General features: G+C 36.8%; 26 protein-coding genes. 8 read left to right on the top strand and 18 right to left on the bottom strand.

Annotated elements, in window-relative coordinates:
- Positions 1-64: 64 nt before the first annotated feature.
- From FZF09_RS09550 to FZF09_RS09530, 5 genes are all read right to left on the bottom strand, one after another.
- Positions 65-334 (bottom strand): spore coat protein, encoded by a 270-nt coding sequence (locus FZF09_RS09550; RefSeq protein WP_158736362.1) that lies wholly within the window; start codon positions 332-334, stop codon positions 65-67.
- A gap of 9 nt (positions 335-343) precedes the next feature.
- The gene (locus FZF09_RS09545; RefSeq protein ID WP_158736361.1) at positions 344-544 is read right to left on the bottom strand and encodes a spore coat protein; all 201 of its coding nucleotides are present in this window, start codon (positions 542-544) and stop codon (positions 344-346) included.
- A gap of 79 nt (positions 545-623) precedes the next feature.
- A complete protein-coding gene (locus FZF09_RS09540) occupies positions 624-989 on the bottom strand; it encodes a DUF2512 family protein (protein ID WP_158736360.1) in 366 nt (121 codons plus the stop codon).
- Between the two features lie 641 nt (positions 990-1,630).
- Entirely contained in the window at positions 1,631-2,110 is a 480-nt protein-coding gene (locus FZF09_RS09535; protein ID WP_158736359.1) for a spore coat protein, read from the bottom strand.
- 309 nt (positions 2,111-2,419) lie between these two features.
- On the bottom strand, positions 2,420-3,574 hold the full coding sequence (locus FZF09_RS09530) for a glycosyltransferase family 4 protein (protein ID WP_158736358.1): 1,155 nt from the start codon (positions 3,572-3,574) through the stop codon (positions 2,420-2,422).
- Positions 3,575-3,719: 145 nt separating this feature from the next.
- Between FZF09_RS09530 and FZF09_RS09525 the strand changes: the two genes are divergently transcribed.
- Positions 3,720-4,565 carry an alpha/beta hydrolase gene (locus tag FZF09_RS09525; protein ID WP_158736357.1) on the top strand — a complete coding sequence of 282 codons (846 nt, stop codon included), beginning with the start codon at positions 3,720-3,722 and terminating at the stop codon, positions 4,563-4,565.
- 120 nt (positions 4,566-4,685) lie between these two features.
- On the opposite strand, the gene FZF09_RS09520 is transcribed toward FZF09_RS09525, so the two are convergent.
- Positions 4,686-5,819 (bottom strand): MGDG synthase family glycosyltransferase, encoded by a 1,134-nt coding sequence (locus tag FZF09_RS09520; RefSeq protein WP_158736356.1) that lies wholly within the window; start codon positions 5,817-5,819, stop codon positions 4,686-4,688.
- A 201-nt stretch (positions 5,820-6,020) separates the two neighbouring features.
- Here FZF09_RS09520 and FZF09_RS09515 point away from each other — a divergent pair, with 201 nt between their 5' ends.
- The gene (locus tag FZF09_RS09515) at positions 6,021-7,499 is read left to right on the top strand and encodes an alkaline phosphatase family protein (protein ID WP_199256768.1); all 1,479 of its coding nucleotides are present in this window, start codon (positions 6,021-6,023) and stop codon (positions 7,497-7,499) included.
- A 211-nt stretch (positions 7,500-7,710) separates the two neighbouring features.
- Here FZF09_RS09515 and FZF09_RS09510 read toward each other — a convergent pair whose 3' ends face one another.
- The gene (locus tag FZF09_RS09510; RefSeq protein WP_158736354.1) at positions 7,711-8,595 is read right to left on the bottom strand and encodes a diacylglycerol/lipid kinase family protein; all 885 of its coding nucleotides are present in this window, start codon (positions 8,593-8,595) and stop codon (positions 7,711-7,713) included.
- Positions 8,596-8,623: 28 nt separating this feature from the next.
- Positions 8,624-9,292: a lysophospholipid acyltransferase family protein gene (locus FZF09_RS09505; protein WP_158736353.1), complete on the bottom strand. Its 669-nt coding sequence runs from the start codon at positions 9,290-9,292 to the stop codon at positions 8,624-8,626.
- A gap of 126 nt (positions 9,293-9,418) precedes the next feature.
- On the opposite strand from FZF09_RS09505, the gene FZF09_RS09500 reads away from it, so the two are divergent.
- Positions 9,419-10,510 carry a class II aldolase/adducin family protein gene (locus FZF09_RS09500; RefSeq protein ID WP_158736352.1) on the top strand — a complete coding sequence of 364 codons (1,092 nt, stop codon included), beginning with the start codon at positions 9,419-9,421 and terminating at the stop codon, positions 10,508-10,510.
- Positions 10,511-10,786: 276 nt separating this feature from the next.
- Positions 10,787-12,013 (top strand): zinc-dependent alcohol dehydrogenase, encoded by a 1,227-nt coding sequence (locus FZF09_RS09495; RefSeq protein WP_158736351.1) that lies wholly within the window; start codon positions 10,787-10,789, stop codon positions 12,011-12,013.
- A gap of 165 nt (positions 12,014-12,178) precedes the next feature.
- Here the strand turns inward: FZF09_RS09495 and FZF09_RS09490 are convergent, their stop codons facing one another.
- From FZF09_RS09490 to shc, 9 genes are all read right to left on the bottom strand, one after another.
- A complete protein-coding gene (locus tag FZF09_RS09490) occupies positions 12,179-13,039 on the bottom strand; it encodes a DUF421 domain-containing protein (protein ID WP_158736350.1) in 861 nt (286 codons plus the stop codon).
- Between the two features lie 38 nt (positions 13,040-13,077).
- Positions 13,078-13,284, bottom strand: coding sequence for a DUF1657 domain-containing protein (locus FZF09_RS09485; protein ID WP_158736349.1), 207 nt, complete (start codon positions 13,282-13,284; stop codon positions 13,078-13,080).
- A 13-nt stretch (positions 13,285-13,297) separates the two neighbouring features.
- A complete protein-coding gene (spoVAE, locus tag FZF09_RS09480) occupies positions 13,298-13,648 on the bottom strand; it encodes a stage V sporulation protein AE (RefSeq protein ID WP_158736348.1) in 351 nt (116 codons plus the stop codon).
- The gene (gene spoVAD / locus FZF09_RS09475) at positions 13,645-14,664 is read right to left on the bottom strand and encodes a stage V sporulation protein AD (protein WP_158736347.1); all 1,020 of its coding nucleotides are present in this window, start codon (positions 14,662-14,664) and stop codon (positions 13,645-13,647) included. Before spoVAD ends, spoVAE begins: the two co-directional genes overlap by 4 nt.
- Positions 14,664-15,143 carry a stage V sporulation protein AC gene (spoVAC, locus tag FZF09_RS09470; protein WP_158736346.1) on the bottom strand — a complete coding sequence of 160 codons (480 nt, stop codon included), beginning with the start codon at positions 15,141-15,143 and terminating at the stop codon, positions 14,664-14,666. Before spoVAC ends, spoVAD begins: the two co-directional genes overlap by 1 nt.
- A gap of 18 nt (positions 15,144-15,161) precedes the next feature.
- Complete coding sequence (locus tag FZF09_RS09465; RefSeq protein WP_158736345.1) at positions 15,162-15,614, bottom strand: YhcN/YlaJ family sporulation lipoprotein; 453 nt, start codon at positions 15,612-15,614, stop codon at positions 15,162-15,164.
- Positions 15,615-15,702: 88 nt separating this feature from the next.
- Entirely contained in the window at positions 15,703-15,906 is a 204-nt protein-coding gene (locus FZF09_RS09460; protein WP_158736344.1) for a DUF1657 domain-containing protein, read from the bottom strand.
- 352 nt (positions 15,907-16,258) lie between these two features.
- Complete coding sequence (locus FZF09_RS09455; RefSeq protein WP_158736343.1) at positions 16,259-17,188, bottom strand: hypothetical protein; 930 nt, start codon at positions 17,186-17,188, stop codon at positions 16,259-16,261.
- A gap of 81 nt (positions 17,189-17,269) precedes the next feature.
- Positions 17,270-19,150 (bottom strand): squalene--hopene cyclase, encoded by a 1,881-nt coding sequence (gene shc / locus FZF09_RS09450; RefSeq protein ID WP_158736342.1) that lies wholly within the window; start codon positions 19,148-19,150, stop codon positions 17,270-17,272.
- A gap of 92 nt (positions 19,151-19,242) precedes the next feature.
- On the opposite strand from shc, the gene FZF09_RS09445 reads away from it, so the two are divergent.
- Both FZF09_RS09445 and FZF09_RS09440 read left to right on the top strand, forming a co-directional pair.
- Positions 19,243-20,409 carry a DUF2515 family protein gene (locus FZF09_RS09445; protein WP_158736341.1) on the top strand — a complete coding sequence of 389 codons (1,167 nt, stop codon included), beginning with the start codon at positions 19,243-19,245 and terminating at the stop codon, positions 20,407-20,409.
- On the top strand, positions 20,330-20,791 hold the full coding sequence (locus tag FZF09_RS09440; RefSeq protein WP_233269463.1) for a CBO0543 family protein: 462 nt from the start codon (positions 20,330-20,332) through the stop codon (positions 20,789-20,791). Before FZF09_RS09445 ends, FZF09_RS09440 begins: the two co-directional genes overlap by 80 nt.
- Positions 20,792-21,129: 338 nt before the next feature.
- On the opposite strand, the gene FZF09_RS09435 is transcribed toward FZF09_RS09440, so the two are convergent.
- Positions 21,130-21,726: a polysaccharide deacetylase family protein gene (locus FZF09_RS09435; RefSeq protein ID WP_199256767.1), complete on the bottom strand. Its 597-nt coding sequence runs from the start codon at positions 21,724-21,726 to the stop codon at positions 21,130-21,132.
- Positions 21,727-22,043: 317 nt separating this feature from the next.
- On the opposite strand from FZF09_RS09435, the gene FZF09_RS09430 reads away from it, so the two are divergent.
- Both FZF09_RS09430 and FZF09_RS09425 read left to right on the top strand, forming a co-directional pair.
- On the top strand, positions 22,044-22,232 hold the full coding sequence (locus tag FZF09_RS09430; RefSeq protein WP_158736340.1) for a hypothetical protein: 189 nt from the start codon (positions 22,044-22,046) through the stop codon (positions 22,230-22,232).
- 9 nt (positions 22,233-22,241) lie between these two features.
- Positions 22,242-22,721: a hypothetical protein gene (locus FZF09_RS09425; protein ID WP_233269462.1), complete on the top strand. Its 480-nt coding sequence runs from the start codon at positions 22,242-22,244 to the stop codon at positions 22,719-22,721.
- Positions 22,722-22,731 lie beyond the last annotated feature (10 nt).

Raw genomic sequence — 22,731 nt, 5'->3', positions numbered from 1 at the left:
TAGTTTAAATATAAACTAGCAGTCACAGGCCGAAGCATTTTCTGGCTGCCCCCTTTGGCGTTATCTATTGATTGGGTTGTTGCATCGTTTGCTGTGCTGCCTGCTGGTCTATTTGTAACTGTTCATTCAAGTTATATGGGTGATAATACCCTTTATCAATCATATAATTCGTGACTTGTTCGTGAAAATTAACGGACTGCTGCAATTGTTGTGATAATGCCTGTCTTACATTTGGAGAAGCAGATTCTGTAATCGCGTAGGCACAATTTCTAACACCAGATTTTGCAGCTAGTAATAAATCTGTAGCAGCTGCTCTATCATTAAAATTTTGCATACTTATCCCCTATCCTTGTAAAAGTTGTTGTAATTGAGAAATATTTTCTGTTGATGCTTGAATATCTTGGTCCAGCAATTGTTGTAATTCTGTATCTTGAACTTGATTTTTCATCATTTTCGATTTAGTTAAACAGTTTGTTTTAAACACAAGCATTTCATGTAATTCTGCTTTTTCATGGATACCTAATCCAGCTGGTTGCTGTTGCATTTTTTCACCCCCGTGGTTAATATTGTCCTTTCAAATTAAATTCATTCACATTCCTTTTAATTGCAGTGGTATTATCAAATTATGAGTACACTTTTGGATTTTTAGTAATAACTGCATTAATAACATATTTGTGAAAAAACCATTCTCCAGCACCTATAAGAAGAGCGGAAAGGAAAGCTAAAATAAATGGAACATGAGCATTCAAAACGTATGGTCCAAGAATCCATATAACTAAAGTACAAAGACCGACATCTGCAATGGTTGAAACCCAATTATTAGTTGATTGTAAAACAAACAAATCTCCTATAATATATGCTGCTCCAACAACAATCATAGCTAGCCCGATTACATTTCCTACACCATAACCATTTGCCAAAGATAAAATAGTAACCAGTACAAAAAGAACAAGAATCGTTTTTATTATTAACGCAATGACATGTTTCATTATTACCTCCTTTCTTCCAAAGACTATATTAGGATGTGTTACCGTAAGGAAGTTTTATGCATCTACATTATTCTCATAAGAAAAGTGCAAGCGCCTTAAAAGAAGGTAGTTCGGCTACGAGCGTCACGTCCTGTGACAACGCCGAACTGACTCCCATCCTGGGAGCCCGCTACAGGTTCTGGAGCTTTCGCGCAGGGTCGCCTGCGGCCCGTAGTCGAAAGGGAAGACATCAGACGTTCAGCTCATTTTAATGAACTTCTACTAAGATCGCACACGTCGACGCATAGGATGTGCTAATGTCGCCAATGCCACAGGACGTGGCGTTTTTGGCGACGAGTGTGCAACGGAAGTCACCACATCGTGTGGAAGTACGTCCTGTGACAACGCTGAACTGGATTGCACAGGAAGTGTTGACTTTTGCGTTGCGACAGGACGTTCGCGGTTTTAGCAAAAGTTCCTCTTTATCGTGTGCGCCTGAGCGCTGAAGCTAAACATCAAAAACGCCAACTATTTCTTACCTTTTTTAGAAAAACTTGGCTTCTCGCCAAGTCATTATGGCGGAAGTCGTAGTTTTGCTTCTACTTTAATCTTTGTTAAACATTTTCTAAAGCACAAAAAAACTTCGGAATCTCCGAAGTAACTCATAAATTCAGTGCTCTATATGCATTTTGAACATCGTTTTGTAACAGTTTTTCTAAATTATAAGAGGGATAATAACTTCGTTGGTACATAAACCTAAATACTCTAGCGTGTAAATCAATAACGCTGTTTAATTGTCTTTTAAACACCTCTCTAAGTTGAGGGGTAGCTGTTTCTGTTATAGCTATTGCATAATTGCGAACAGTTGTCTTGGCAAGCCCAAGTAAATCTCCAGCATAAAATCCTGTCATGGGATCTCTTTCATTTCTTTCTTGTGGCTCCCTAGGAGCATACGGAAAAAATTGTAACAGTTCATTCAAGTTTTGCTCCAAGGATTGTATAGCTTCTCCATAAAGCTGCTGAAGTTCTCGATTGCTAACCTGGGGATACATTTGTTTTAACTTTATCAAACCAATGCTTTGAAAAGCTACTAATTCATGGAGTTCAAGGGTTTCATGCCAAGCTAAGTGATCTTCATTCATTTGCGCTCCCCCATTCTACAAGTCAACTAAATTTTCACTCCTATAGAAATTGTATTATCAAATATTTATTTTATGAAGAAAGGTTCATTACTCACAACTTATACGAAAATCTTGAATCCGCTAAATTTCAAATAAACTTATCAGTAAATGCAGGGTAAGATCGATTTTTAACAGTTTAAAACATAAAGATGTACGCACATCAGCCTAACATCACACAAGGAAAACTGTTGAGAGAGCAGAACATTGTTCATTGCACAAACAATTTTAATGAATGAGCAGGGAAAAATCCCCTGCTCGTCATTTTTATTTTTAACTTTCTCTCTCTCTATAGGAATTTTGAGATAGCAATACCTTCCCTTTATCGCTCGAATCTTTTAAATTTTCATACAAACGTAAAAGCTGTTGACTTGGAGCAGCCCAACCAAAAGCGCATGAGGTTTCCCTTGCTTGATTTCCCATCATTTGTCTCTCTGTCACATCTTGAAGTTTTAATATGGTATTTTTTAAATCTCCCTTTATGTTCGGGTTATACAACATCCCGTTTTCCCCGTCTAACACCTGTTCAGCAGTAGGTCCAGAATTCGCTACAACAATTGGAAGACCAGAAGCCATCGCTTCTAAAATAACGAGGCCGAGGGTTTCGGTTCTTGAAGGAAAAACAAAAATATCCGAGGAAGCATAAGCCTTTGCTAACTCTTCTCCATGCAAAAATCCTGTAAAAACTGTCGGTGTTCCTTGAAAGTAGGATTCAAGTGTTCTTCGATGCGGACCATCCCCTACAATAGCCAGCCGAAAACGATTAGAACCATCCAGAACGTCACGAATTTTTTCTATTTCTTTTTCTGCCGCTAAACGTCCTACGTATAATAAAAGCGTTTTATCGGTCTCACCTTCACATAAACGATATCGAACATCGTCATCTCGATATTGTACTCCAAATTTGTTTAGATCTACCCCGCGTTTCCATAAGTGGACATTTTTAAAGCCCCGTGCTGTTAATTCTTCCTGAACGGACTTAGATGTACATAAGTTTATATCCGCCCTGTTATGAAGTGTTTTCAAAATCCACCATAACACCGGCTTCAAATATGATACTTTGTAATAATCTGCATATTGCGGGATGTTCGTATGCCAGGAAGCAACGAGCGGCCATTTTCTGCCGTAAAAAATGCCGGCCATCCCAAGAAGCGCAGGATTTACCACATGGACGACGTCCGGTTGAAATTCATTCAGCAGCTGTCCGACTTTTGGGTTAGGCAGTGCTACCTTTCTGTGCTTATAAATAAAAAAGGACCGTGCAGGAATACCTTTGACCTGAATTCCTTCAAATTCATTTACCCCTTCTGGAGCTATAATCAACAATGTATGCCCTTGTTCCTTAAGCCATTTAACAGTAGCTGTAACGCGAGTAACGACGCCGTCTACTTGTGGTAAAAATGTTTCAGTGACAATAGCTATTTTCAAGGAAACCATCTCCAAATCTGTTATCGAATACAGATTATTATTTTCCATAAACTCACAGGGTATGTACAAAAATTACTAGCACTCACTCAAGTGTAGAGATAAAAAATGTGGTTAGTCTATAAAAAGACACGGGGAGGTGTGTAAAATGTATATTGACGGTTATTTTAAAGGAGCTGAGGATGTAAACCTGTTTTATCGTGGATGGATACCTCAAAAACCGCGCGCCCTTTTAATTTTGGTTCATGGTGCAGGAGAGCATTCCGGTCGTTATTCTAACATTGGGGAAGTATGTATGGATCATCAAATTGCATTGATTGCTCCCGATTTGCGAGGGTTTGGTCAATCGGGAGGAGCACGCGGACATGTTAATTCATTTAAAGATTATTTACATGACTTGGAAACATTAATCGAATTGTTTAATAACCAATATAGCTCCCTCCCCTTATTTTTATTTGGGCACAGCTTTGGTGGACTTATTGTGATTCGTTATGGACAATTGTACCGCCATACTGCAGAAGGATTTATTTTATCATCTCCTGCATTAGGGATCCGTTTTCGTATGCCTTTTCTTTTCAAAAGAACGTTAGATTTAATTTCCTGGGTTTCACCGAAATTATCCATCAAACCGTATAAATGGGCTGGGATACTGCGAAAAGTCCGTCAGTTAAAGCCCTATTTTCCAGAGAGTAATACTTTATTAAAAGATCCTTTTGTTACATTCGAATATACGCCGCGTTGGCTGACGGAATTACTTCGTAATGGAATTCACGCATTAGCGGAAGCCTCAACATTTCGATTTCCGATTTTGTGTATTTATGACCAGAAAGACCCTATTATTCACCCAGGTTCTGTCCATCGCTTTTTAAATTCCATTACAATTGAAGATAAAAAACATGTTATGTATACAGAAGGGCTCCATAGACCCTGGCACGCTAACCACAAACAACAAGCTTTGAATAATGTTATGACATGGTTAAATACTCGTATATAAAGAAGAATCACTTCATTGATTGCTTTTGAGTGGGAACAGTCTAGAAAAGTCCACAGAATCAATAAAAACGATTTATAAATGTGCGGGGGAAGAAAATTTTTAAGTTTTTCTGCCCCCGCATTAATGTTTTTTTGTAACAGAAACATTTTTTTGATTGGTTAACGTAAGTATTCGATCCACAATTTGATTTGCAGCGTTTGGTTTCTTTAACTTTTGGGCGTTATATTGCAAATTTGTATAATATGTTTTCTCATATAAGACTCTCTTCAAAACATTGGGTAATTCAATATATTTATCTACTTTTACCGCAGCACCCGCATGAGTTAAATAGTTTGCATTCTGCTCCTCATGGCCTGGAACCGGATTAAAAATAATAATAGGTGTTTCGCAAGCAAGCGCTTCTGCCATAGTTAGTCCTCCTGCTTTCGAAAGAATACCATCACTCGCTTTTAAATATAACAAAAATTGATCTGTAAATTCTATCACTTTAATTATGTGCTTACTTTTCTTTTGAAGTATCCTATGTTTTGCTCTATGATTATGTCCTACCATACATAAAATCTGGATCTGTTCCTTTAAATGCTCTAATACCTGCAGAACATGTACAAAATTTGTTAAACCAATGCCGCCAGCGGCTATTAATAATGTCTTCTTCCCCTGATCGAGCCCTAAATCATATCGGACTTTCCATTTTGATGTGTGTATAGATCCGTTGTTCGAAATTGGTATCCCTGTTAAGTTAAAAAGGTGAGAAGGCACGTTATGCAACTTAGCAAATTCCTCAATCTCAGGTGATGCTGTAAAATACCCATCAATTTCTTTCCTGATATATGCAGGGTGTAAACCAAAATCCGTTATAACTGTATACAAAGGAAAATCTAATTGCTTTACCTCTTTAACCCTTGATAAAAAAGCAGTGACAAATGGATGAGTTGAAATGATAAACGGACAAGCCTGCCTATTCATTATCGTATACAAATGTTCAATAAAAAAAGAACCAAACCGATCTAATAATAAATATAATGGATACTCTTCTGCATAAAAGTAAATTTTTCTCCAAATAAAAGGAGCAAGTTTCAATAGACGAATATAACTGCTAAGCATAAAGTGATGAAGATTTGGGCTAATCACGTGAAATGTATCAACCATTTCTGGATAAAAACCTTTTTTATTAAATTCGTATTTTAAAGCTTTCGCAGCCTGATTGTGCCCATGTCCAATTGATGCAGAAAAAATCAATGGCTGACTTTTCATCTTAATACCTCACTTTCACAATAGCCTCGTCACTCACCCTTTTTACTATCACCTCAATTTGTAATATTTATAATGATTTTTTCATTGGTCATCCCCCTTTTTTTCTACCAGGTATCCACCAGCTATTTTATTACATAATCTTTTCTGATCCTTCCATACTAAATCACATAAAATGTAAAACGTAATTATTAACGTAAAAGGATGATTAACGTGTCTTCAAGCCCTTCTTCAAAAAGTGTGATTATGATAATGCTTGATACCTTAATGGATAAACCTTTGCAACGGGCTTTAAAAGAGGAAAGAATACCCGCATTTACATATTTTATGGAACATGGAAATTATTTTTCCAACGTTGTTACACCTTTTCCCACTATGTCTGTAAATGTAGAGAGTACTTTATTAACTGGACAGTATTCCGATCAGCACGGCGTCCCTGCTCTTGTGTGGTACAAAAAAGAAGAAAATAGAATTATTAATTATGGAACCCACGTGATGGATCTAATGAAATTAGGTCTCTCTAAAAGTATGTATGATGCTCTCTACCGATTAAATAATGAACATTTGAATAAACAGGTAAAAACCATCCATGAGGACCTGCACGAACAAGGAAAACACTCAGCTTCTATAAACCCGCTGGTTCATAGAGGCAAGACTCCTCAAAAATTAACGATTCCTCGTTTCATTCGTTATTTTGTTCCTATAGATAAACAAGTGGAAACGTTTACTGCTGAGAAGTTTGTATACGGACGACTATCAAAACTAAGTCCTTTGAAAAAATACAGCCGTGTGTGGAATAAATACGGATTTAATAATAATTTTTCCGTTCAGGAATTTACACATTTGGTTGATCATAATGAAATTCCCGACTTTTCACTTGTCTATCTGCCGGATCATGATAAAAATGTTCATAAAAACGGGCCAATGGATACGAAAGGGATCAAGGATATGGATAAAAACTTACAGACGATATTAGACTCTTTTCCAACATGGGAAGAAGCACTAAAAAATTATATTTGGATACTTATTGGGGATAATGGCCAGTCCCATGTAAAAAAAGATCGCAGACAAGCAATGGTTGACATACGGAAGCTTTTACTCCCCCTTAAAATCACTAAACTTAGCAGAGGTGTTCATAAAGATGACCAAGTTGTTGTAGCTAATAACCTGAGGTCTTGTTTGATTTATTCATTAAATACCGAGGACGTTCCACTGACCACTATTGTTGAGAAATTAAAAGAAGATGATCGAGTAGAAATCATTGCCTGGAAAATGAATGATTGGATTCATGTTACTTCAACAAACAATAAAGATACCTTTCATTTCAAAGAAGATGGAGAAATGAAAGATGAATACAATCAAACGTGGTCAGTAGACGGTGATCCTTCTATACTTGACCTTCACATACAAGAGCACAATATTCATTTTGGAAACTTCCCTGACGCTTTAAAGAGACTCCATAGCACGCTTCATTCCCATCAAGGCAACTTTGTTGTCACCTCCGTCAAACCAGGCTACGAATTCAGCGGAGAAGTTACTCCTTCCCATCCAGGTGGAGCAAGTCACGGAGGCTTTCATAAAAATGATTCACATATTCCTATGCTAGTGACAGGCACAGAATCCATTCCTGAGTCTTTACGTTTGGTTGATTTAAAAAAGTGGATTCTTAACCTGATGAAATAATAAATTCTATCTCCATAATATTTAATCTTAAGAGGGAGGATTCATATATGAAGAATACTATCGAAATAGTAAATGAATTCCTGACTGATTTCTTTTACTCCTTCTTTATTCTCGAATATGAGAATATTTTTGAAGATAAAGGAAAAGACAAATAATTTCGAAGTTGAATAGTTATGTTTTAAGCTACCGCTTTTAAATGAAAAAGATGCTCTTACACCACTCGTAGAGCATCTTTTTCAATACGTATATGAATGGGACTTACCGCCATCTGTTCGCCATCACTATGTACCATGATAGAGGTTCCAGAACGGACCCGCACTTCCTTTCCCTGTAAAAAAGTAACATTTTTTTCTGATTTATGTTTTCCTCTATAGGCTTTCGGAAACAACCGCAACAATTCCCATTTTTTTATTCCGTGCACAATACAAAGGTTTAGAAAACCGTCATTATAAGAAGCATCAGGACAAATAGTTATTCCGCCCCCATAGTTTGGTGCATTTGCAACAGCTACAAGCCAAACGTTTGAAAATGTCATATCTACTCCATCAATGGTAATTTGAACATTGGTTGGTTTGTAGTCTCTTAATGTTTCTAACAAGCTTATGACATAAGACAACCCACCTAGTCGTAATTGATTAAAAAATTTTTTATATGCTCCGTCATTCACGTTTTTAGCTATCTGTCCGTCCAAACCTATTCCAGTTACAGTTAGGCAATATTGATGGCCAAGATGAAGTAAGTCAACTTGTTTCGTTTCATTTGCAGTAATCCGTTCTAAAGCTTTTAAAGGGTTCATTGGAACTCCTATACAGCGGGCGAAATCATTACCTGAACCTGCTGGAATAATCCCTAAAGATATATTTTTATACGCAAGCTCATTTGCAACCTCATGAATAGTGCCATCTCCCCCTACTACTATAATGGTTTTCAAATTTTCCCTGTTAAGATCTTTAACTATCTCTCGGGCATGTTGAGGGCCTTCTGTAAACCGAGCAACAAAGGAAAGGTCTTCTTGTTCTAATATTTTTTCTACACGTTTCCATACTCGATGTCCTTTCCCGTTGCCAGAAGTTTTATTGATGATAAATGCATACATTTTCTATACTCCTTCTTGTAGCAAGGCGTTATGATTTTTTTAATAGTGAAGGTATTATTTCAAAAATATTATTTAACTTACTGCGTTGCTCCTTTTTTAAAATTACTTCGTTTTCGGTATTTTTTAATGCTAATTTTTTTGATTGCTGCAATATATCAAAAGCCAACTCCTTATAATCAACCGTTTCACACGATGATAAATCAATCGGAGAACCTATGTTAATCAAAGCCTTTTGTCTTAACCTAAATTTGCTCTTGTGAAAAGTAATGGCTACCGGCAAAACAGGGACGTTGCTTTTAACTGCAAAAAAAGCTACTCCTTTTTTCGGCTCTATTTCTTTTCCATTTGCAACTCTTGTTCCTTCTGGAAAAATTCCTATCATTTTTCCTTCTTGTAATAGTTTTAACGTTTTTCTTACGGGCCGAATGACTATACCGCTGTGACGATTTACTGGTATAACACGCAGTTTATTAAAAAACCAGCTTGTTAAACGATGATTGCATAACTCAGCTTTTGCTAAAAAATGAATGTGGTTTTGAAAAATTAAACTAATCAAAATTGGATCATAGTTAGTAAGATGATTGGAAGAAATAATATAGGGACCGTCTTCTACCATATTTTCACGCCCCACAATTTTGACAGTAAAAAATAGCGGAAGTATGAATTTAGCTGTGATTTTAAGTACCTTATAGACCAATTTCTTTCCTCCTGCTGACTGAAATATACGTGTATAACTTTCGCTTTTTTTGATGATATTATTCCTGAGCATGGAATCTATTACATCATTCAAACGACTTTCAATCAGGAAATGGAGGAATGGAATATGAATTCATTTACGTTTACAGGAAAACCTGAAAACCCTTGTTCACAATGGTTGTTTGAAGGGGTACGGAACATATTTTTAGAACACGGATATACTTATCATTCGACTCCAGAGGATAATATAAAGCTTGTGTTTCATGTACTTAATAGGAACGCTCCTCGTCCATACCGAAGAAAATCCCAAGGAACTTTTGTCGTTTCTATCGTTGAAACAGAAACTACACCTTATGACATTCACAAAGAGGCTTATCCTTATCTAATAAGAAGTTTGGCGAATCACCTTATGTATATAGTTCATGGTGAAAAGGAGACCCAATTATACTTTTTGACTCCTGAACAAGGAAACTACAGTATAACGTTTGATACAAAGAAAAGAGACGAACAGGTTTTTCAACAGATTTTTGAACGGTTAGAACCCCTTGCCTCATCTAAACTTGTTATTGATAATGATTTTTATAAAGATTTACCGGAAACCCTCTGGAATGGAGATGAAATTACCAAATCTTTAGGAGTATCAGGAAAAAAACTAGATGAAATGAACCTTCTGCCTGCTCCCTTTCCCCTTGAGGAGATATTATCCGAAAGAGACATACGTCACCTGAAAAAGCTGTATGGAATTGGCGGATTAAGTTATGGAAATCTCAGTGCCCGTAAAGATAAAAATAGCTTTTGGATGAGTGCAAGTGGGATAGATAAATCAAACATGAGGAAAATAGGAAAAGATTTTCTTTATATTTCTGGTTACGATGACCAAAAGAATACTATGAAAGTAAGCGTTCCACCTCGTATTACACCCAAACGCGCTTCAGTTGATGCGATTGAACATTGGATGATCTATCAAGAACACCCTGAAGTAGGAGCTATTGTTCATATTCATGCGTGGATGGATGGAATTAAGGCTACGGAATTTAATTATCCATGTGGAACAGTGGAACTAGCAGAATCAGTTGCTCGATTAGTCAGTGAATCGAAAAACCCGTCTCAAACAGTTATTGGTTTAAAAAACCACGGTCTTACCATTACAGGACGGGATTTGGATGATATTTTTGAGAGAATCGAAGGAAAAATCATACCGCAAGTACCCATGCAATAAAATATAAGAAAAGCGAAAGCGCCCTGGACAGCCGCGACAGGTTCTGGAGCTTTCGCGCAGGGTCGCCTGCGCCCCGGAGTCGAAAGGGAAGAAACCCCGAGCGGCTGGGCGCTGAAGCTAGACAAAAACGCCAACTATTTATAATTTCTTACCTTTTTAGAAAAACTTGGCTTGCCGCCAAGCCCTAATGGCGGAAGCCGTAGTTATACTTATACTTTTTTCCTTTTCTAAAGTATAAAGAGAGAAAATTTAATAACAAGAAAGTGAGTAGTTATAATGAAAGCTGTACAATTTAACTTAAACTTGCCAAAATATACCTTTAGTAAAGCGATGGGCAAAATGCATCCATCGCTTTATGTTAATGGACCCTTCACATGTGTTCAATTACGAGATGTTAGAACTCCAGAACTTCCTACAGATAAATGGGTTGAGATAAAAGTGAAATATGGCGGCATATGTGGGAGTGATTTAAACTTAATTTCTCTAAAAGACAGCCCTGCCACATCTCCATTTATTTCATTTCCTTTTACTATTGGCCATGAAATAGTAGGAACTATCTCAAAAGTTGGAAGTAAGGTGGAACATTTATCTGTAGGAGAGCGAGTAGTTATTGATCCTATTTTATCTTGTAAAGCAAGGGGGATCACACCTCTTTGTCGTGAATGTAATCAGGGCAACTACAACCTTTGTAAAAACATGAGCAGCGGCTCGATTTCACCCGGATTGCTCACTGGCACATGCAAGGATACAGGTGGAAGCTGGGGGAATAACGTTGTAGCTCATGAAAGTCAAATCATTAAACTTCCTGAAAAGGTAAATGATAAAAATGGCGTTCTCGTTGAACCGTTTAGCTGTGCTTTACATACTGTTTTACATAATCCTCCGAAAAACACAGATACAGTATTTGTGATAGGTTCCGGTGTTATTGGAATTTGTGTTATAGCTGCCATTCGGTCCTTAGATATTTCTTGCAAGGTGGCGGTGTTAGTGAAGTATCCTTTTCAAGCGGAGTTAGCAAAAGCGTTTGGAGCTGATGAAGTCTTTTTTTTATCAAGACAGCAAGAGTATGTTTCTGAAGTAGCTAAATCTTTCGATGCGAATGTATTACATCCTGTTTTCGGTGATCCTATTGTCCATGGAGGGGCTGATATTGTTTACGAATGTGTAGGCAATCGTAAAAGTTTACATGATGCCCTTCGTTTTGCCAGAAAAGGAGGAAAGGTTGTTTTATTAGGGTTAGCAAGTTTTGTGGATAAACTTGATATGACGATGATCTGGCTGAACGAACTAGAAATCAAAGGAAGTTTCGCTTATGGTATGGATTTGTACAATGGGAAACAAAAAAGAACATTACAAATTGCGGTAGATTTAATGGCTCAACAAAAAGTAAACCTTGAATCACTCATCACCGATTACTTTCCGTTGGAACGTTATCGGGAAGCAATCGCTACTGCCTCTAATAAGAAAAAAAGAAACACAATGAAAGTTGTTTTTGAACCATAATGGAAAATATTTGCACAACATTCGTTTGCTTCATGAAATGAATTGTAAAACGATTTTCATAAAACACATTATATCTATATCTTTATATTACAAGATAAAATATATGTTGATTCGACAAAGGAAGCACTCCTCTATGCAAGATATAAAATGATCTTATTCTCTTACTTATTCTCTTAATAGAGGAGTTACTTTATTTATGGCTTTTTCTAATTTCTTGCTGTTTTTACTATACATCTGCTTTGCTTCTTCTACATTTGTCGCAAGAGCAAACAGTTCTAAATCCGCCTGACATTTTTTCATTGTTGCTAGCATTAAGGGTTTTTCTACGGAGTCAGCAACTTTAAGTTTATCATCGAAAAGATCTACAGATAACTGTCCAAATGAATCCACCTGACCGAGAAAAACGTTTTCGATCGTTACACCTAACTTTTCTAATTCGGTTTTTAACCAATTTCGATTTTGACCAATAGTAGATAAGGGTTCATCTAATATTTCACCATCCATGATGACGGTTTGTGGTTCCTTAAAGGAGGGAACTTTAATTCCAAAATCTTTTGCTGTTAAAGGTTGATTTTCTTTCTTTAATAACACATTTAATTCCCCATTAGCTTCTAATACAGCAAATTCCACATCGGACATTTGAAAAACATCTTTCGTTCGTAGTAATTGCATCAGTTCATCAATCGTATATTTTTCCTTTTTTAAATTTTCTTCCATAACTTTCCCGTTCTTAATAAAAACGGTTCCTTTCCCTTCCATAACATCCCGAAATTTCTTGCTTTTCAATGAAATATAACCTGCCACAAACGGCATTACTCCAAAAATTACAATACCTATAATCCCATGCATAACCTTAAGATCAAGATTCATGATTACTTCTGACCCTATGCTACCAATCGTAAAACCACTAACATATTCAAAAAAGGAAAGTTGGGAAAGTTGTTTTTTTCCTACTATTTTTGTGATTATAAAAAGGATAACTAAAAAGATTAACGACCGGACAACAATATCTAACCAATCTGGCACTGTATGACCCCCTTCTTATGTTTAAATATTCGGCTAGGCTAAAAACCTCTATATTGATCTTCTTCCAGTTCCAGTCGGCCAACCCTTTTTTTCAAGTCATCCATTATCTCCTCCATGATTGATATCGTTTCTTGGAAGGTTTGTTTTGCATTCTCATCCTCTGTTCGCAACTCTACACTAGCTAAACTATTTTTAACGTTTTTAATACTTGAAAGACATTGTTTTACATCAGAACCTACTGTCACGAAACCTTCCTCCTTATCCTTTTGGTTTAAAAATTAATGCTCCTATCATGCCAAAGATAATAGCGGCGGAAATACCAGAACTTGTTACTTCGAACATTCCAGTAACAACGCCTACTAATCCGTGTTGTTCTGCTTCTGCCATCGCCCCATGCACAAGAGCATTACCAAAGCTTGAGATAGGTATCGAAGCTCCAGCACCCGCAAACGCAATAAGAGGTTCGTATAAACCAAATCCATCGAGAATCGCGCCGAGAACAACGAAAGTGCTTAAAGTATGGGCCGGTGATAGTTTGAATACATCGAACATAATTTGGCCTATTACACAAATTAATCCACCAACTACAAAAGCCCAAAAAAATATCATTTCTTTAAATCACCTCCATATTCAATGGAAACGGCATGGGCAATGCATGGAATAGTTTCATTTTGCTGGACTGTTAAAGGAGATAATAAAGCTCCTGTCGCTACTACTAACATTCTTTTTAAATCCCCTTTTTTCATGCGATTTAACAAATGACCATAAACAACGGCTGCCGAACAAGCTGCTCCGCTCGCTCCTGATAAAACGGGCTGTCCTTCTCGGTAAATCATAAGTCCACAGTCCTGATAATTTTCTTCCTGTATTTCTACCCCATGTTTTTTAAGCAAATCGTAAGATACTTCTCTCCCTATGTGTCCAAGATCCCCTGTCACAATCAAATCATAATAAGAAGGATCAATATTCCGTTCCTTTAAATGGGTTTCAATCGTGTCCACAGCTGCGGGAGCCATTGCTCCACCCATATTGTAGGGATCGGTCATCCCCATATTTACAATTCGACCAATCGTAGCAGATGTAATAGAGGGCCCCTCTCCTTTATCACTTACTAATCCAACTCCGGCTCCTGTAACAGTCCACTGGGCGGTGGGCGGCTTTTGATCCCCATATTCCGTTGGATATCTAAATTGTTTTTCTACTGCTGTATTGTGACTAGAAGCTCCAGTTAAAATATAATTAGCCCCTCCTGTGTTCACAATATAGGCTGCAAGAGCCAGTCCTTCCATCGATGTGGAGCAAGCACCAAACAATCCGAAATACGGGGCACCAAGGGTTTCAGCGGCAAAACTTGTCGGTGTTATTTGGTTTATAAGATCCCCTGCTAAAAAAAATTGAATCTGCTCCTTTTGAAGACCTGCTTTTTCTATTGCTCGTTCACACGCTTCTTCTAACAAAACCTTATGGGCTTTTTCATATGAATCTTCTTTTAACCATAAATCAGAATGGAGGAAATCAAAGTCTTCTGCCAACATTCCCTTTGCTTCAAAAGGTCCGCCTGTCGTTCCTGTAGAAGTGATTTTGGGCTTTTGATCAAAAATCCACGTGCGATGTCCGGTTAACATTACAATCCACCCCACTGTATAAGAATCGTTTTGATCGTTGCTACGACAAAAGCGGCAAACGTTCCAAATAGAATGACGGAACCGGCTAATTTAAACATATTAGGGCCTACACCTAACACAAACCCTTCTGATCGATGTTCAATGGCAGCGGAGATAACCGCGTTTCCAAATCCGGTAACGGGGACCGCAGAACCAGCTCCTCCAAATTGAGAAATACGATCGTAAAAACCAAATCCTGTAAGCAGCAATGCAATAAATATCATCGTTGCTATTGTCGGATTATCTGCTGTTTCTTCTGTGAAGTTGAAAAAATAAATGTATAGAGTTTGCACCCCCTGGCCAATTAAACAAATGATCCCTCCGGTTATAAACGCTTTTATACAGTTCCCGATCAGAGGTCTTTTCGTTTCTCGCTCATTTTCAAATGTTTGATATTCCTGTTGAACAGGAGTTAAATTTTTCTTTTTATTGTTGGCCATGGTTTGACCTCCATTCTTCTATGTTTTTTCTTTCATAAGATCTTTAATTCTCTTAATATCTTCCTTTAACTCTTTCATTTTTATCTTATCTTTCTGCAATTTTTCCTCAAGTGTTCCTAGCTCCCAAATAATTTTTTGATCAGTAGATACCTCTACAGTTGTATTTGGATACTTTTTTCCAAGATCTGATTTAACTTTTTTCTCAATGCTTTTGATTTGAAAACGTTCAAATTGTCCTACCTTTATCGCAAGCAAAAGATCATTATCAGTATTTACAGCCTTGACATCTGTTATTTCATCCTTATCAATGGCAAAGTCCTTAGCCTGGTTAGAAAGGGATTGGTCTTTAGGTTTTGTTGTATTTATTTTTGTCGGCTCTTCATTATCGCTAAGTTGATCTTGGTTTTCGGTGCATCCGGAACCAAAACTTAGTACAAGTATAACTAAAAGCAAACAGTTTAAGGTTTTCATGTATAACACTCTTTTCGTTTTATCATCTACTTGTCATCGGATGAAAAGGAAAGAAAGGTTGCGTTTTCCAACCTTTCTTTCCTTTTCATTACTCTTTATACTGAGGTTCTTCTTGTTCAATTTGTTGAACACGCGGGGAAACGCTATCCACCAGTTGTTGAGTTTGCTGGGCAGCATTTTGATACATTTGTTTTGCTTGTTCATTTTCCGTTGCCAACGCAAACGATTCAAAGCTGGCTTGAGCACTCTTCAAATTAGCTACTGTCGTTTTTAGATCACTTGCTACTGTCATATAATTCCTCCTAGCTGAACTTTTATTACAGCTTTTAGAATGCTCAAAGTAGTATCTATTATGTAATATATAGTTAGTACCCAAAGTGTGGTAATGTGGTTATTTTGTTAATAGTTGGTAACTTTTAATAATTATTATCGATACTCTTTCCTCTATATAGAAATGCTTTAAACATAACAAAGCCGGTTCTATATAAATGATGGAACCGGCTTTGTTTGATTTGGTTTTTAATATGTTTTTATCGACTGCCTTTTATTTCTATTTAAACTCTAGTGTTTAACGCTAGTTGGTCTCACTTTACAATTCTCCCTGTATTAAGTATTTGGCCCGCATCGTAAGAAATTAAATAATGTTAGTTAAAAAAATCCTTTGAATAAATCTCCCAACGATTCGTTAATCCATCCCGTATAAGGGTTAGAGTAACTGATTTACTCTTCTTCTTTTGTCTGAGGTCATAATATGGAAGATCTACAGGTAATTCCAATGCTATGACAGGCAGTTGATCGGACTTTTTATATGGTAAGTCTTTTGCAGCCGCCCCAATCCGATGGAAGCGTTTTAAAATAGTTGCTGCATGTTCCCTATAAGGTTCTGCTAGAGTCATCTGTAATAAATACAGATCACTTTGGTTAATGGCAGTAAAAAAAAGATCAACTACTTCATATGGATCCATCTGATCACGGTATTTTTCTAGTTTTCCTGCTGCTTTTAAAACCATCAGTTGATGAGTTGGATCTGTGTTTTTCGTACGGTGAGTCATACTTCCAGCAAAGTGAATACAAAAATGGCCTGGAAACCCATTTGATAATGCCCCTCCGCCATGAGGCATCCCATGCATAGAAGCGGCAATCATACGATCTTCAATGGTTACAAGAATGGCCCTTCTTTTCCAGCTCCACTTATCCTCATAAATTTCTTTCATGATTTGCGTATCGTTTTTTGTTAAAGGCTGTACATCAGCGTGTTGATTACCGGCACGCTTTTGAACTTGAAAACTTATCCCAGTGTCTAGATCAATGACTTGAAATGTTGCTTTACGGGGTATTAATGGTCGAACGTCTTTCCATGAAAGCATTTCACCATAATAATGCTCACGTATAATATAATCAAATGGAGAGTGAGGAGGTGTTGTTTGCTGCATGTTATCAACCTTTTCTGATTCAAAAGCATGTACAACCAAGGAGCTGTTCATAACAATGGCTGAGATTACTAAGGACAGTACAATACTTTTTTGTTTTTTCAACTCCATCACTTCCAAGTTATTTGTAATCCTATTCTGCACTGCCCCTTTTACTTTATACCAACCTCTAAAATAATTTTTTTGATCTTTTTGAATGTTGCTTTATGACTTAGTGTTGATTTACTATAGTGCCGAAATAAACTTTTTCTTATAATGACTCAATGCTAGTAAAGGAAAAAGATTTTCGTAACTATGGTAATGAATATAAAATCCTCCGGGGAGACCCTGCCCTTTTGGATACGTTGTTGTCCAATCATTTTTCTCAGATGTCTCTAACAAAAAATGAATTCCTTGCTTTATGCCGGTTGTCTCTTTCTTTTCTGCTGCAAGAAGTGTGTCTAAGGCCCATGCGGTATGAGTACGAGTGCTTGCCTGTAATGGAACATATCTTTTTTCTATGTCACTTTTACACGACTCGCCCCAACCACCATCTTTATTTTGAATGTTGTATAACCATCGGATCGCTTTTTGAATAGACGGATGATCTTTGCGTACCTTTACGGCCCTTAATCCTGTGACAGCCGCCCACGTTCCATATATATAACAAATGCCCCATCTGCCGTACCATGTCCCATCCTTTTTCTGATCTTGAAAGAGCCAATCCACCCCTTTCTTTACAAAAGGATGGTATTGATCTGCATGGGTGAAATTCCCTAAAAATTCCAATGTTCTCCCTGTTAAATCCGCAGTTGAAGGGTCTAGTATCATTTTCCCTCCCCCTTCAACCGGAAGCCATTGAAGAATAGATTTATTGACATTTTTCTCAAACGCAGGCCATCCTCCGTCATTATTTTGCATGGATAAAAGCCACTGAACTGCTCGGTCCCACGTTTGATAATAAATGGGTTCGTTTAAAATAAAGGATTGCAATGATCTTAAGGAAGCCGTTGTATCATCTATATCAGGATTGATGGTATTAATGTCAGAAAACCCCCACCCTCCAGGTAACACGTTTTGATTATGAACAGCCCAATCACCATATAAAAAGTGCTGTTTAGACAATAAATACTGGTTAGCCTTTTGAATCGTCTTCGAAGAAGAAGATATTCCTGCTTCTTGTAAGCCATAGCTGATTAAAGCGGTGTTCCATACATTTGCGGTTGTAAACTGTATATGAGTTTCATTATTTATGCTGATCTGATACGATTTCAATCCTTGAACAGCTTTCTTGATAACAGGATGCTGCATCGAATAGCCCCTTGCAATTAAAGCAAAAATCATTAGAAAGGTAGAACTAAAATAACTATAAAATGTCCCATCTGCTTCTATTCGCTGCAGCATATACTGCTCAGCGCGTTCTAACGCTAACTGATGAAGCTCGTACGGATACCCTATCAGCTTATTTATTCCTTGTTGAATAAATGAAAGAAAGGACCTAAATTCATGTAACTCTCTTTCCCAGCCATAATCAATTCTATTTAAAAATAAATCGGATAGATCCGGAGACCGTTCTGTCTTTATACTAAATCTATAATCAGCAGCTATTAATATCGGAATTAGATTCGCTCTGGCATACACAGAAAAGTCAAAAAAGTTAACTGGAAAAGAAGTTGGCAAAAGTAGTAATTCCACGGGCATTGGAAAATGATGTGGCCATTTGTATTGACCCGTTAATGCTAACATGACTTTGGTAAACATATTGATTTCGTTTAAACCGCCGTTTTTTAAAATAAACTGTTTTGCTTTACGCATACCCGGATCGTTTTTTGTTCGATAAGCCGAGTACAGCAAAGCATAATAAGCTTCAACTGTTGTCGATATATTCCCTTTTTCCTCATCATGAAATAACTTCCATGATCCATTTTCTTCTTGCTTATTTAGAATTCTACAAACCAGCTTGTAAATGAATTCTTCATCATTTATTTCTAACGTGCGTAATAAGATGATCATATAACAATCGGTTGAAATACCTGTTTCAAATGGGCTGGACCATGAGCCATTTTGATTTTGCTCTTTTATCAATATGTTTACCAACCGATTTACTTCTGCTTCAATTTGTTTCATCAGATCGCTTACCCTCTCTTATTTAAAACACTTTTTACATCCTTATTCCTTTCTCCACAAGGATATTCCAGGACGGAAAGGAAGGGTAATCGATGAAGATCAGCTGGCTGAACAAAAAGAAAATGACGAAACAACCTTATATTCAAATAAAAAAAGAATTACAGAAGAAAAAAAACAATAAACCAAACTCTTTTCCAGAACACAAGCTGACTATCGAGGAAAAAAACCTATTAAAAGATATTAAAGATATGACGCATAAATGGAATCTAAATAATGTTACAAGAACAAAGGCATATTTTAATTTTTTTCTTCAGCATCCTGAAATCCATTGGGCTTTATTAGGTCATATGGTATCTCGCAACGGGGGGTGGTATATGACAGATTTAAAAGGAGATCTTCTTACAAGACTGCTATCTGAAAAAGAACAGGAAGATTTCTTTTTATTTCTAGAACGGGGAAACTGGTTAATATTTCAAGATGTATATCCACAATTTCTACTGTATCAGCAATGTTTAAAAATCAATAAAAACCTTTTTTATCTGCTTCCATATTTGAACGTTTCTATATTTATGGAAACAATGTGGAATTACTTTTGGGAGTATGGCGACTGCTCCCTTTTAGCCATTGCTACGGTGATTAACGAACAATGTTATTTAGAAAAAAGGGTGATACAGCACCCTCATTTCAAAAAAACAGTATTAAATACTATTGGTTTTAAGCTGTATGATTTTTTGCGTTTTAATCATATTATTTTTCCCTTTTATAAAAATAAAACGACAGCTGAACAAGAATTGATAGGAGATACACTGCACCAATTTTCTTCTCTTCATGAGCGGATACTGTTAGGCAAACGCTTGTATTCCCTGCTTTTTCAGCAAACACCTGCTATGCTAAATGGTGTTTTGCTTTGGGCTAGTCAAACACCTCACACAGGTTCACGAAAAGATTATTGGGAACATCTCTTTCATCACGTGAACGAAATGCTTCCAGGTCACCATTACCGGCGAAGAACCAAAGAATGCAAACTAAAAAAAGGAGCACCTCGTATTTACAGCCCTCCATTACAATTCGCCTGGAAAAATATTGATCATCCTGAAGCGGAAAAAGGCGATTGGTTTGATGATTGGAGAATAATGGATTATTTAATGGAAGACGAAATATGCACTGGCGGGGATATCTATGATAATTATTGTAAAACGATCGAAAAAATCGAGACAACTATCATCGCAAAAAAAGCAATCTTTCTTAAACGGGAGTAATAATGTTTATGCCTATATTATAACAGCGCTGTTTGCTTCTCTGGTTGGGACTTATTTAGATTTACTTTTTGTTGGAATAGGAGTATATCATTTTCCGATTAGGCTCTTTCCTGAAATTTTTACGATTAATATTGGATTTACGTTATTACTTCTGCCTTTATTCACTGTTTTCTTTTTACTTGCAGCAAGAAGAGTTTCTTCTCTTGTCCGCGGGGTGGTTATCATTCTTATTAGTGTTGTGGTTTGTTTAATTGAACAATTGTCCGAACGATTAGGGTGGTTTATACATGGGACTGATTGGAATCATGCTTATTCTTTTTTCGGCTATATGCTGTTTTTATTTATCGTTTGGAAGCTTTACCGCTTTTCCCAGTCTTTTTAAATACCTTTTAATACATTCAAACCTCTTTTTCCTTTTTGAATATGATTATTTTTCTTATATCACCGTTCCTTACAATGAACATAGCAGCCCAGAACAGCACTATTTCCAAACCTACCATTATTTCAGTCAGCCAAAGGATTGATAACAGAAGTCAGCAGTTTGATGACTCACGGATCCGTCATAGCCCCGTGGTAAGACATCCCTGTAGTGGTTGGAAATTGATGAGGCAATCAAAATAATTCAAGCTGGTAGAGTCGATGGAGATCAAGGATATGTAGAGATCCTGAAAGATAAAGAATACCAGCCCGCTTCCGATTAGGGGCTGGTCAAAAGAACCTCTATAATAAAGCAAACTCAAACCCTTTTTCTCTCATTTGATCGATGAGTTCTGGAAGTATCTTTAAGGTTTGTTCCAATTCATGGAGAAGGATAATAGATCCTTCCTGAATGTGTTCTACCACATTCGTAACAATCATTTCAGGAGAAGACTTGTTCTCCCAATCATAAGAAGAAATTTCCCACAATACAGGTGTTAAACATAACTCTCTAAGAACTTCCATTGTTTCCTCATTATATTGGCCAAATGGCGGCCTGAACCAATGAACGTCTATCCCTGTGATTTCTTGTATTTTTTCCACACTTGTTTTTATTTGCTTATATTGTTCGTTTTTCGTTAAAGTCGTCAAGTTTTTATGGTTATGAGCATGGGAACCGATTATATGGCCTTCTTGTACAACTCTTTGCCAGGGTCTTTGCGGATAAAGTAATCTTGAGTTCCAGAAAAAAACTGCTTGAACCTGTTTTTCTTTTAAAACATCTAAAATCTCTTCTAGTTTACGGCTTGGACCGTCATCAAACGTAAGGATTACTTTATTATCTTTTTGTCTTAGTTGTTCGATATTTTTTATCCATCTTTCATCTTTGAAATCGTACACGATTTCTTTTTTTATTACTCACGGATGAGGCATAGAATATAACCCCTCTAACATGTAAATTTATTTAAAATTAGATTTTAGCACTGTTATTGGCGAATCCATTCGAATATCCAGATTTCATTATATCAAAAGATAAACGTGCATCAAGCAGAAGCTTGTGTTATATGCGTTTTAATAATGAATCACTACTTATATGTATTCGTAAAATTCGATTAAGTACTACGTTTATATATTCTTATTGATACACTGTATAAACCCATTTCATTTTCGACAAACTATTCTCGATGTGCGTTATTTACTGAGGAGGAAGACAGTGTATGGAACCAGCTAAAAATTTAATAAAATCAGGATTCAGAGACCTTTCCAAATGGGCTTACTTACAACTTGTCAGGCTGCTAGAGAAACAACGCCCCTCAAGCTGGGATCGTGTGGGTATAAAAACAACCCGCGGGTATATGCAGTCCTTTATAGCAGCAAATGTAAATGTAAATTTGAATGTTAGGTAATATATAGACATGATGAAAAAGGTAAATCATACAAGTAGTAAAAAACTAGAAATGCTGCTATGGAGTATTGCCCTGCCTGGATTTGGACATTTATTAAACGGAAAATATACGAAAGGCATCATTTTAATTTTTTTAGAGTTTCTTGTTAATGTTATGGGGAATTTTAATCATGTGATTGTATTAAGCTTTCACGGAAATATTCAACAAGCAATTGATCAGACAAACTATCAGTGGCTTATGTTTTATCCTTGTCTCTATTTCTTTGCCATATGGGATGCATATAAAGATGCAGGAGGAGGCGAAAAACCTTTTTCCTACTTGCCGCTCGCCTTTTCGGCCTATTTTGTAACAATAGGCTTAATTTTTTCTCCTTCATTTACAATTTTTGGAACGCTAATAGGCCCAATTTGGCTGCCGATTCTCTTTTTACCCATTGGATTAGTAGTAGGGAGTGTGATCAGATGGATACTGTTAATGAGACATACTTAAATATTTCGAT

Origin of the sequence: Alteribacillus sp. YIM 98480, from assembly GCF_009765375.1 — a bacterium.
Taxonomy (GTDB): Bacteria; Bacillota; Bacilli; order Bacillales; family Marinococcaceae; genus Alteribacillus.
Note: the sequence above shows the minus strand (reverse complement) of the source record. Positions and strands in the feature narration are given on the sequence as shown.

What these genes read in the sequence shown, in the direction of transcription:
- spoVAC (WP_158736346.1), bottom strand. Translation starts at nt 15,143, where the DNA reads ATGGCCAACAATAAAAAGAAAAATTTAACTCCTGTTCAACAGGAATAT.
- FZF09_RS09460 (WP_158736344.1), bottom strand. Translation starts at nt 15,906, where the DNA reads ATGACAGTAGCAAGTGATCTAAAAACGACAGTAGCTAATTTGAAGAGT.
- FZF09_RS09465 (WP_158736345.1), bottom strand. Translation starts at nt 15,614, where the DNA reads ATGAAAACCTTAAACTGTTTGCTTTTAGTTATACTTGTACTAAGTTTT.
- FZF09_RS09525 (WP_158736357.1), top strand. Translation starts at nt 3,720, where the DNA reads ATGTATATTGACGGTTATTTTAAAGGAGCTGAGGATGTAAACCTGTTT.
- FZF09_RS09495 (WP_158736351.1), top strand. Translation starts at nt 10,787, where the DNA reads ATGAAAGCTGTACAATTTAACTTAAACTTGCCAAAATATACCTTTAGT.
- FZF09_RS09500 (WP_158736352.1), top strand. Translation starts at nt 9,419, where the DNA reads ATGAATTCATTTACGTTTACAGGAAAACCTGAAAACCCTTGTTCACAA.
- FZF09_RS09440 (WP_233269463.1), top strand. Translation starts at nt 20,330, where the DNA reads ATGATAATTATTGTAAAACGATCGAAAAAATCGAGACAACTATCATCG.
- spoVAE (WP_158736348.1), bottom strand. Translation starts at nt 13,648, where the DNA reads ATGATATTTTTTTGGGCTTTTGTAGTTGGTGGATTAATTTGTGTAATA.
- spoVAD (WP_158736347.1), bottom strand. Translation starts at nt 14,664, where the DNA reads ATGTTAACCGGACATCGCACGTGGATTTTTGATCAAAAGCCCAAAATC.
- FZF09_RS09545 (WP_158736361.1), bottom strand. Translation starts at nt 544, where the DNA reads ATGCAACAGCAACCAGCTGGATTAGGTATCCATGAAAAAGCAGAATTA.
- FZF09_RS09540 (WP_158736360.1), bottom strand. Translation starts at nt 989, where the DNA reads ATGAAACATGTCATTGCGTTAATAATAAAAACGATTCTTGTTCTTTTT.
- FZF09_RS09535 (WP_158736359.1), bottom strand. Translation starts at nt 2,110, where the DNA reads ATGAATGAAGATCACTTAGCTTGGCATGAAACCCTTGAACTCCATGAA.
- FZF09_RS09510 (WP_158736354.1), bottom strand. Translation starts at nt 8,595, where the DNA reads ATGTATGCATTTATCATCAATAAAACTTCTGGCAACGGGAAAGGACAT.
- FZF09_RS09520 (WP_158736356.1), bottom strand. Translation starts at nt 5,819, where the DNA reads ATGAAAAGTCAGCCATTGATTTTTTCTGCATCAATTGGACATGGGCAC.
- FZF09_RS09445 (WP_158736341.1), top strand. Translation starts at nt 19,243, where the DNA reads ATGAAGATCAGCTGGCTGAACAAAAAGAAAATGACGAAACAACCTTAT.
- shc (WP_158736342.1), bottom strand. Translation starts at nt 19,150, where the DNA reads ATGAAACAAATTGAAGCAGAAGTAAATCGGTTGGTAAACATATTGATA.
- FZF09_RS09425 (WP_233269462.1), top strand. Translation starts at nt 22,242, where the DNA reads ATGATGAAAAAGGTAAATCATACAAGTAGTAAAAAACTAGAAATGCTG.
- FZF09_RS09550 (WP_158736362.1), bottom strand. Translation starts at nt 334, where the DNA reads ATGCAAAATTTTAATGATAGAGCAGCTGCTACAGATTTATTACTAGCT.
- FZF09_RS09515 (WP_199256768.1), top strand. Translation starts at nt 6,021, where the DNA reads ATGATTAACGTGTCTTCAAGCCCTTCTTCAAAAAGTGTGATTATGATA.
- FZF09_RS09430 (WP_158736340.1), top strand. Translation starts at nt 22,044, where the DNA reads ATGGAACCAGCTAAAAATTTAATAAAATCAGGATTCAGAGACCTTTCC.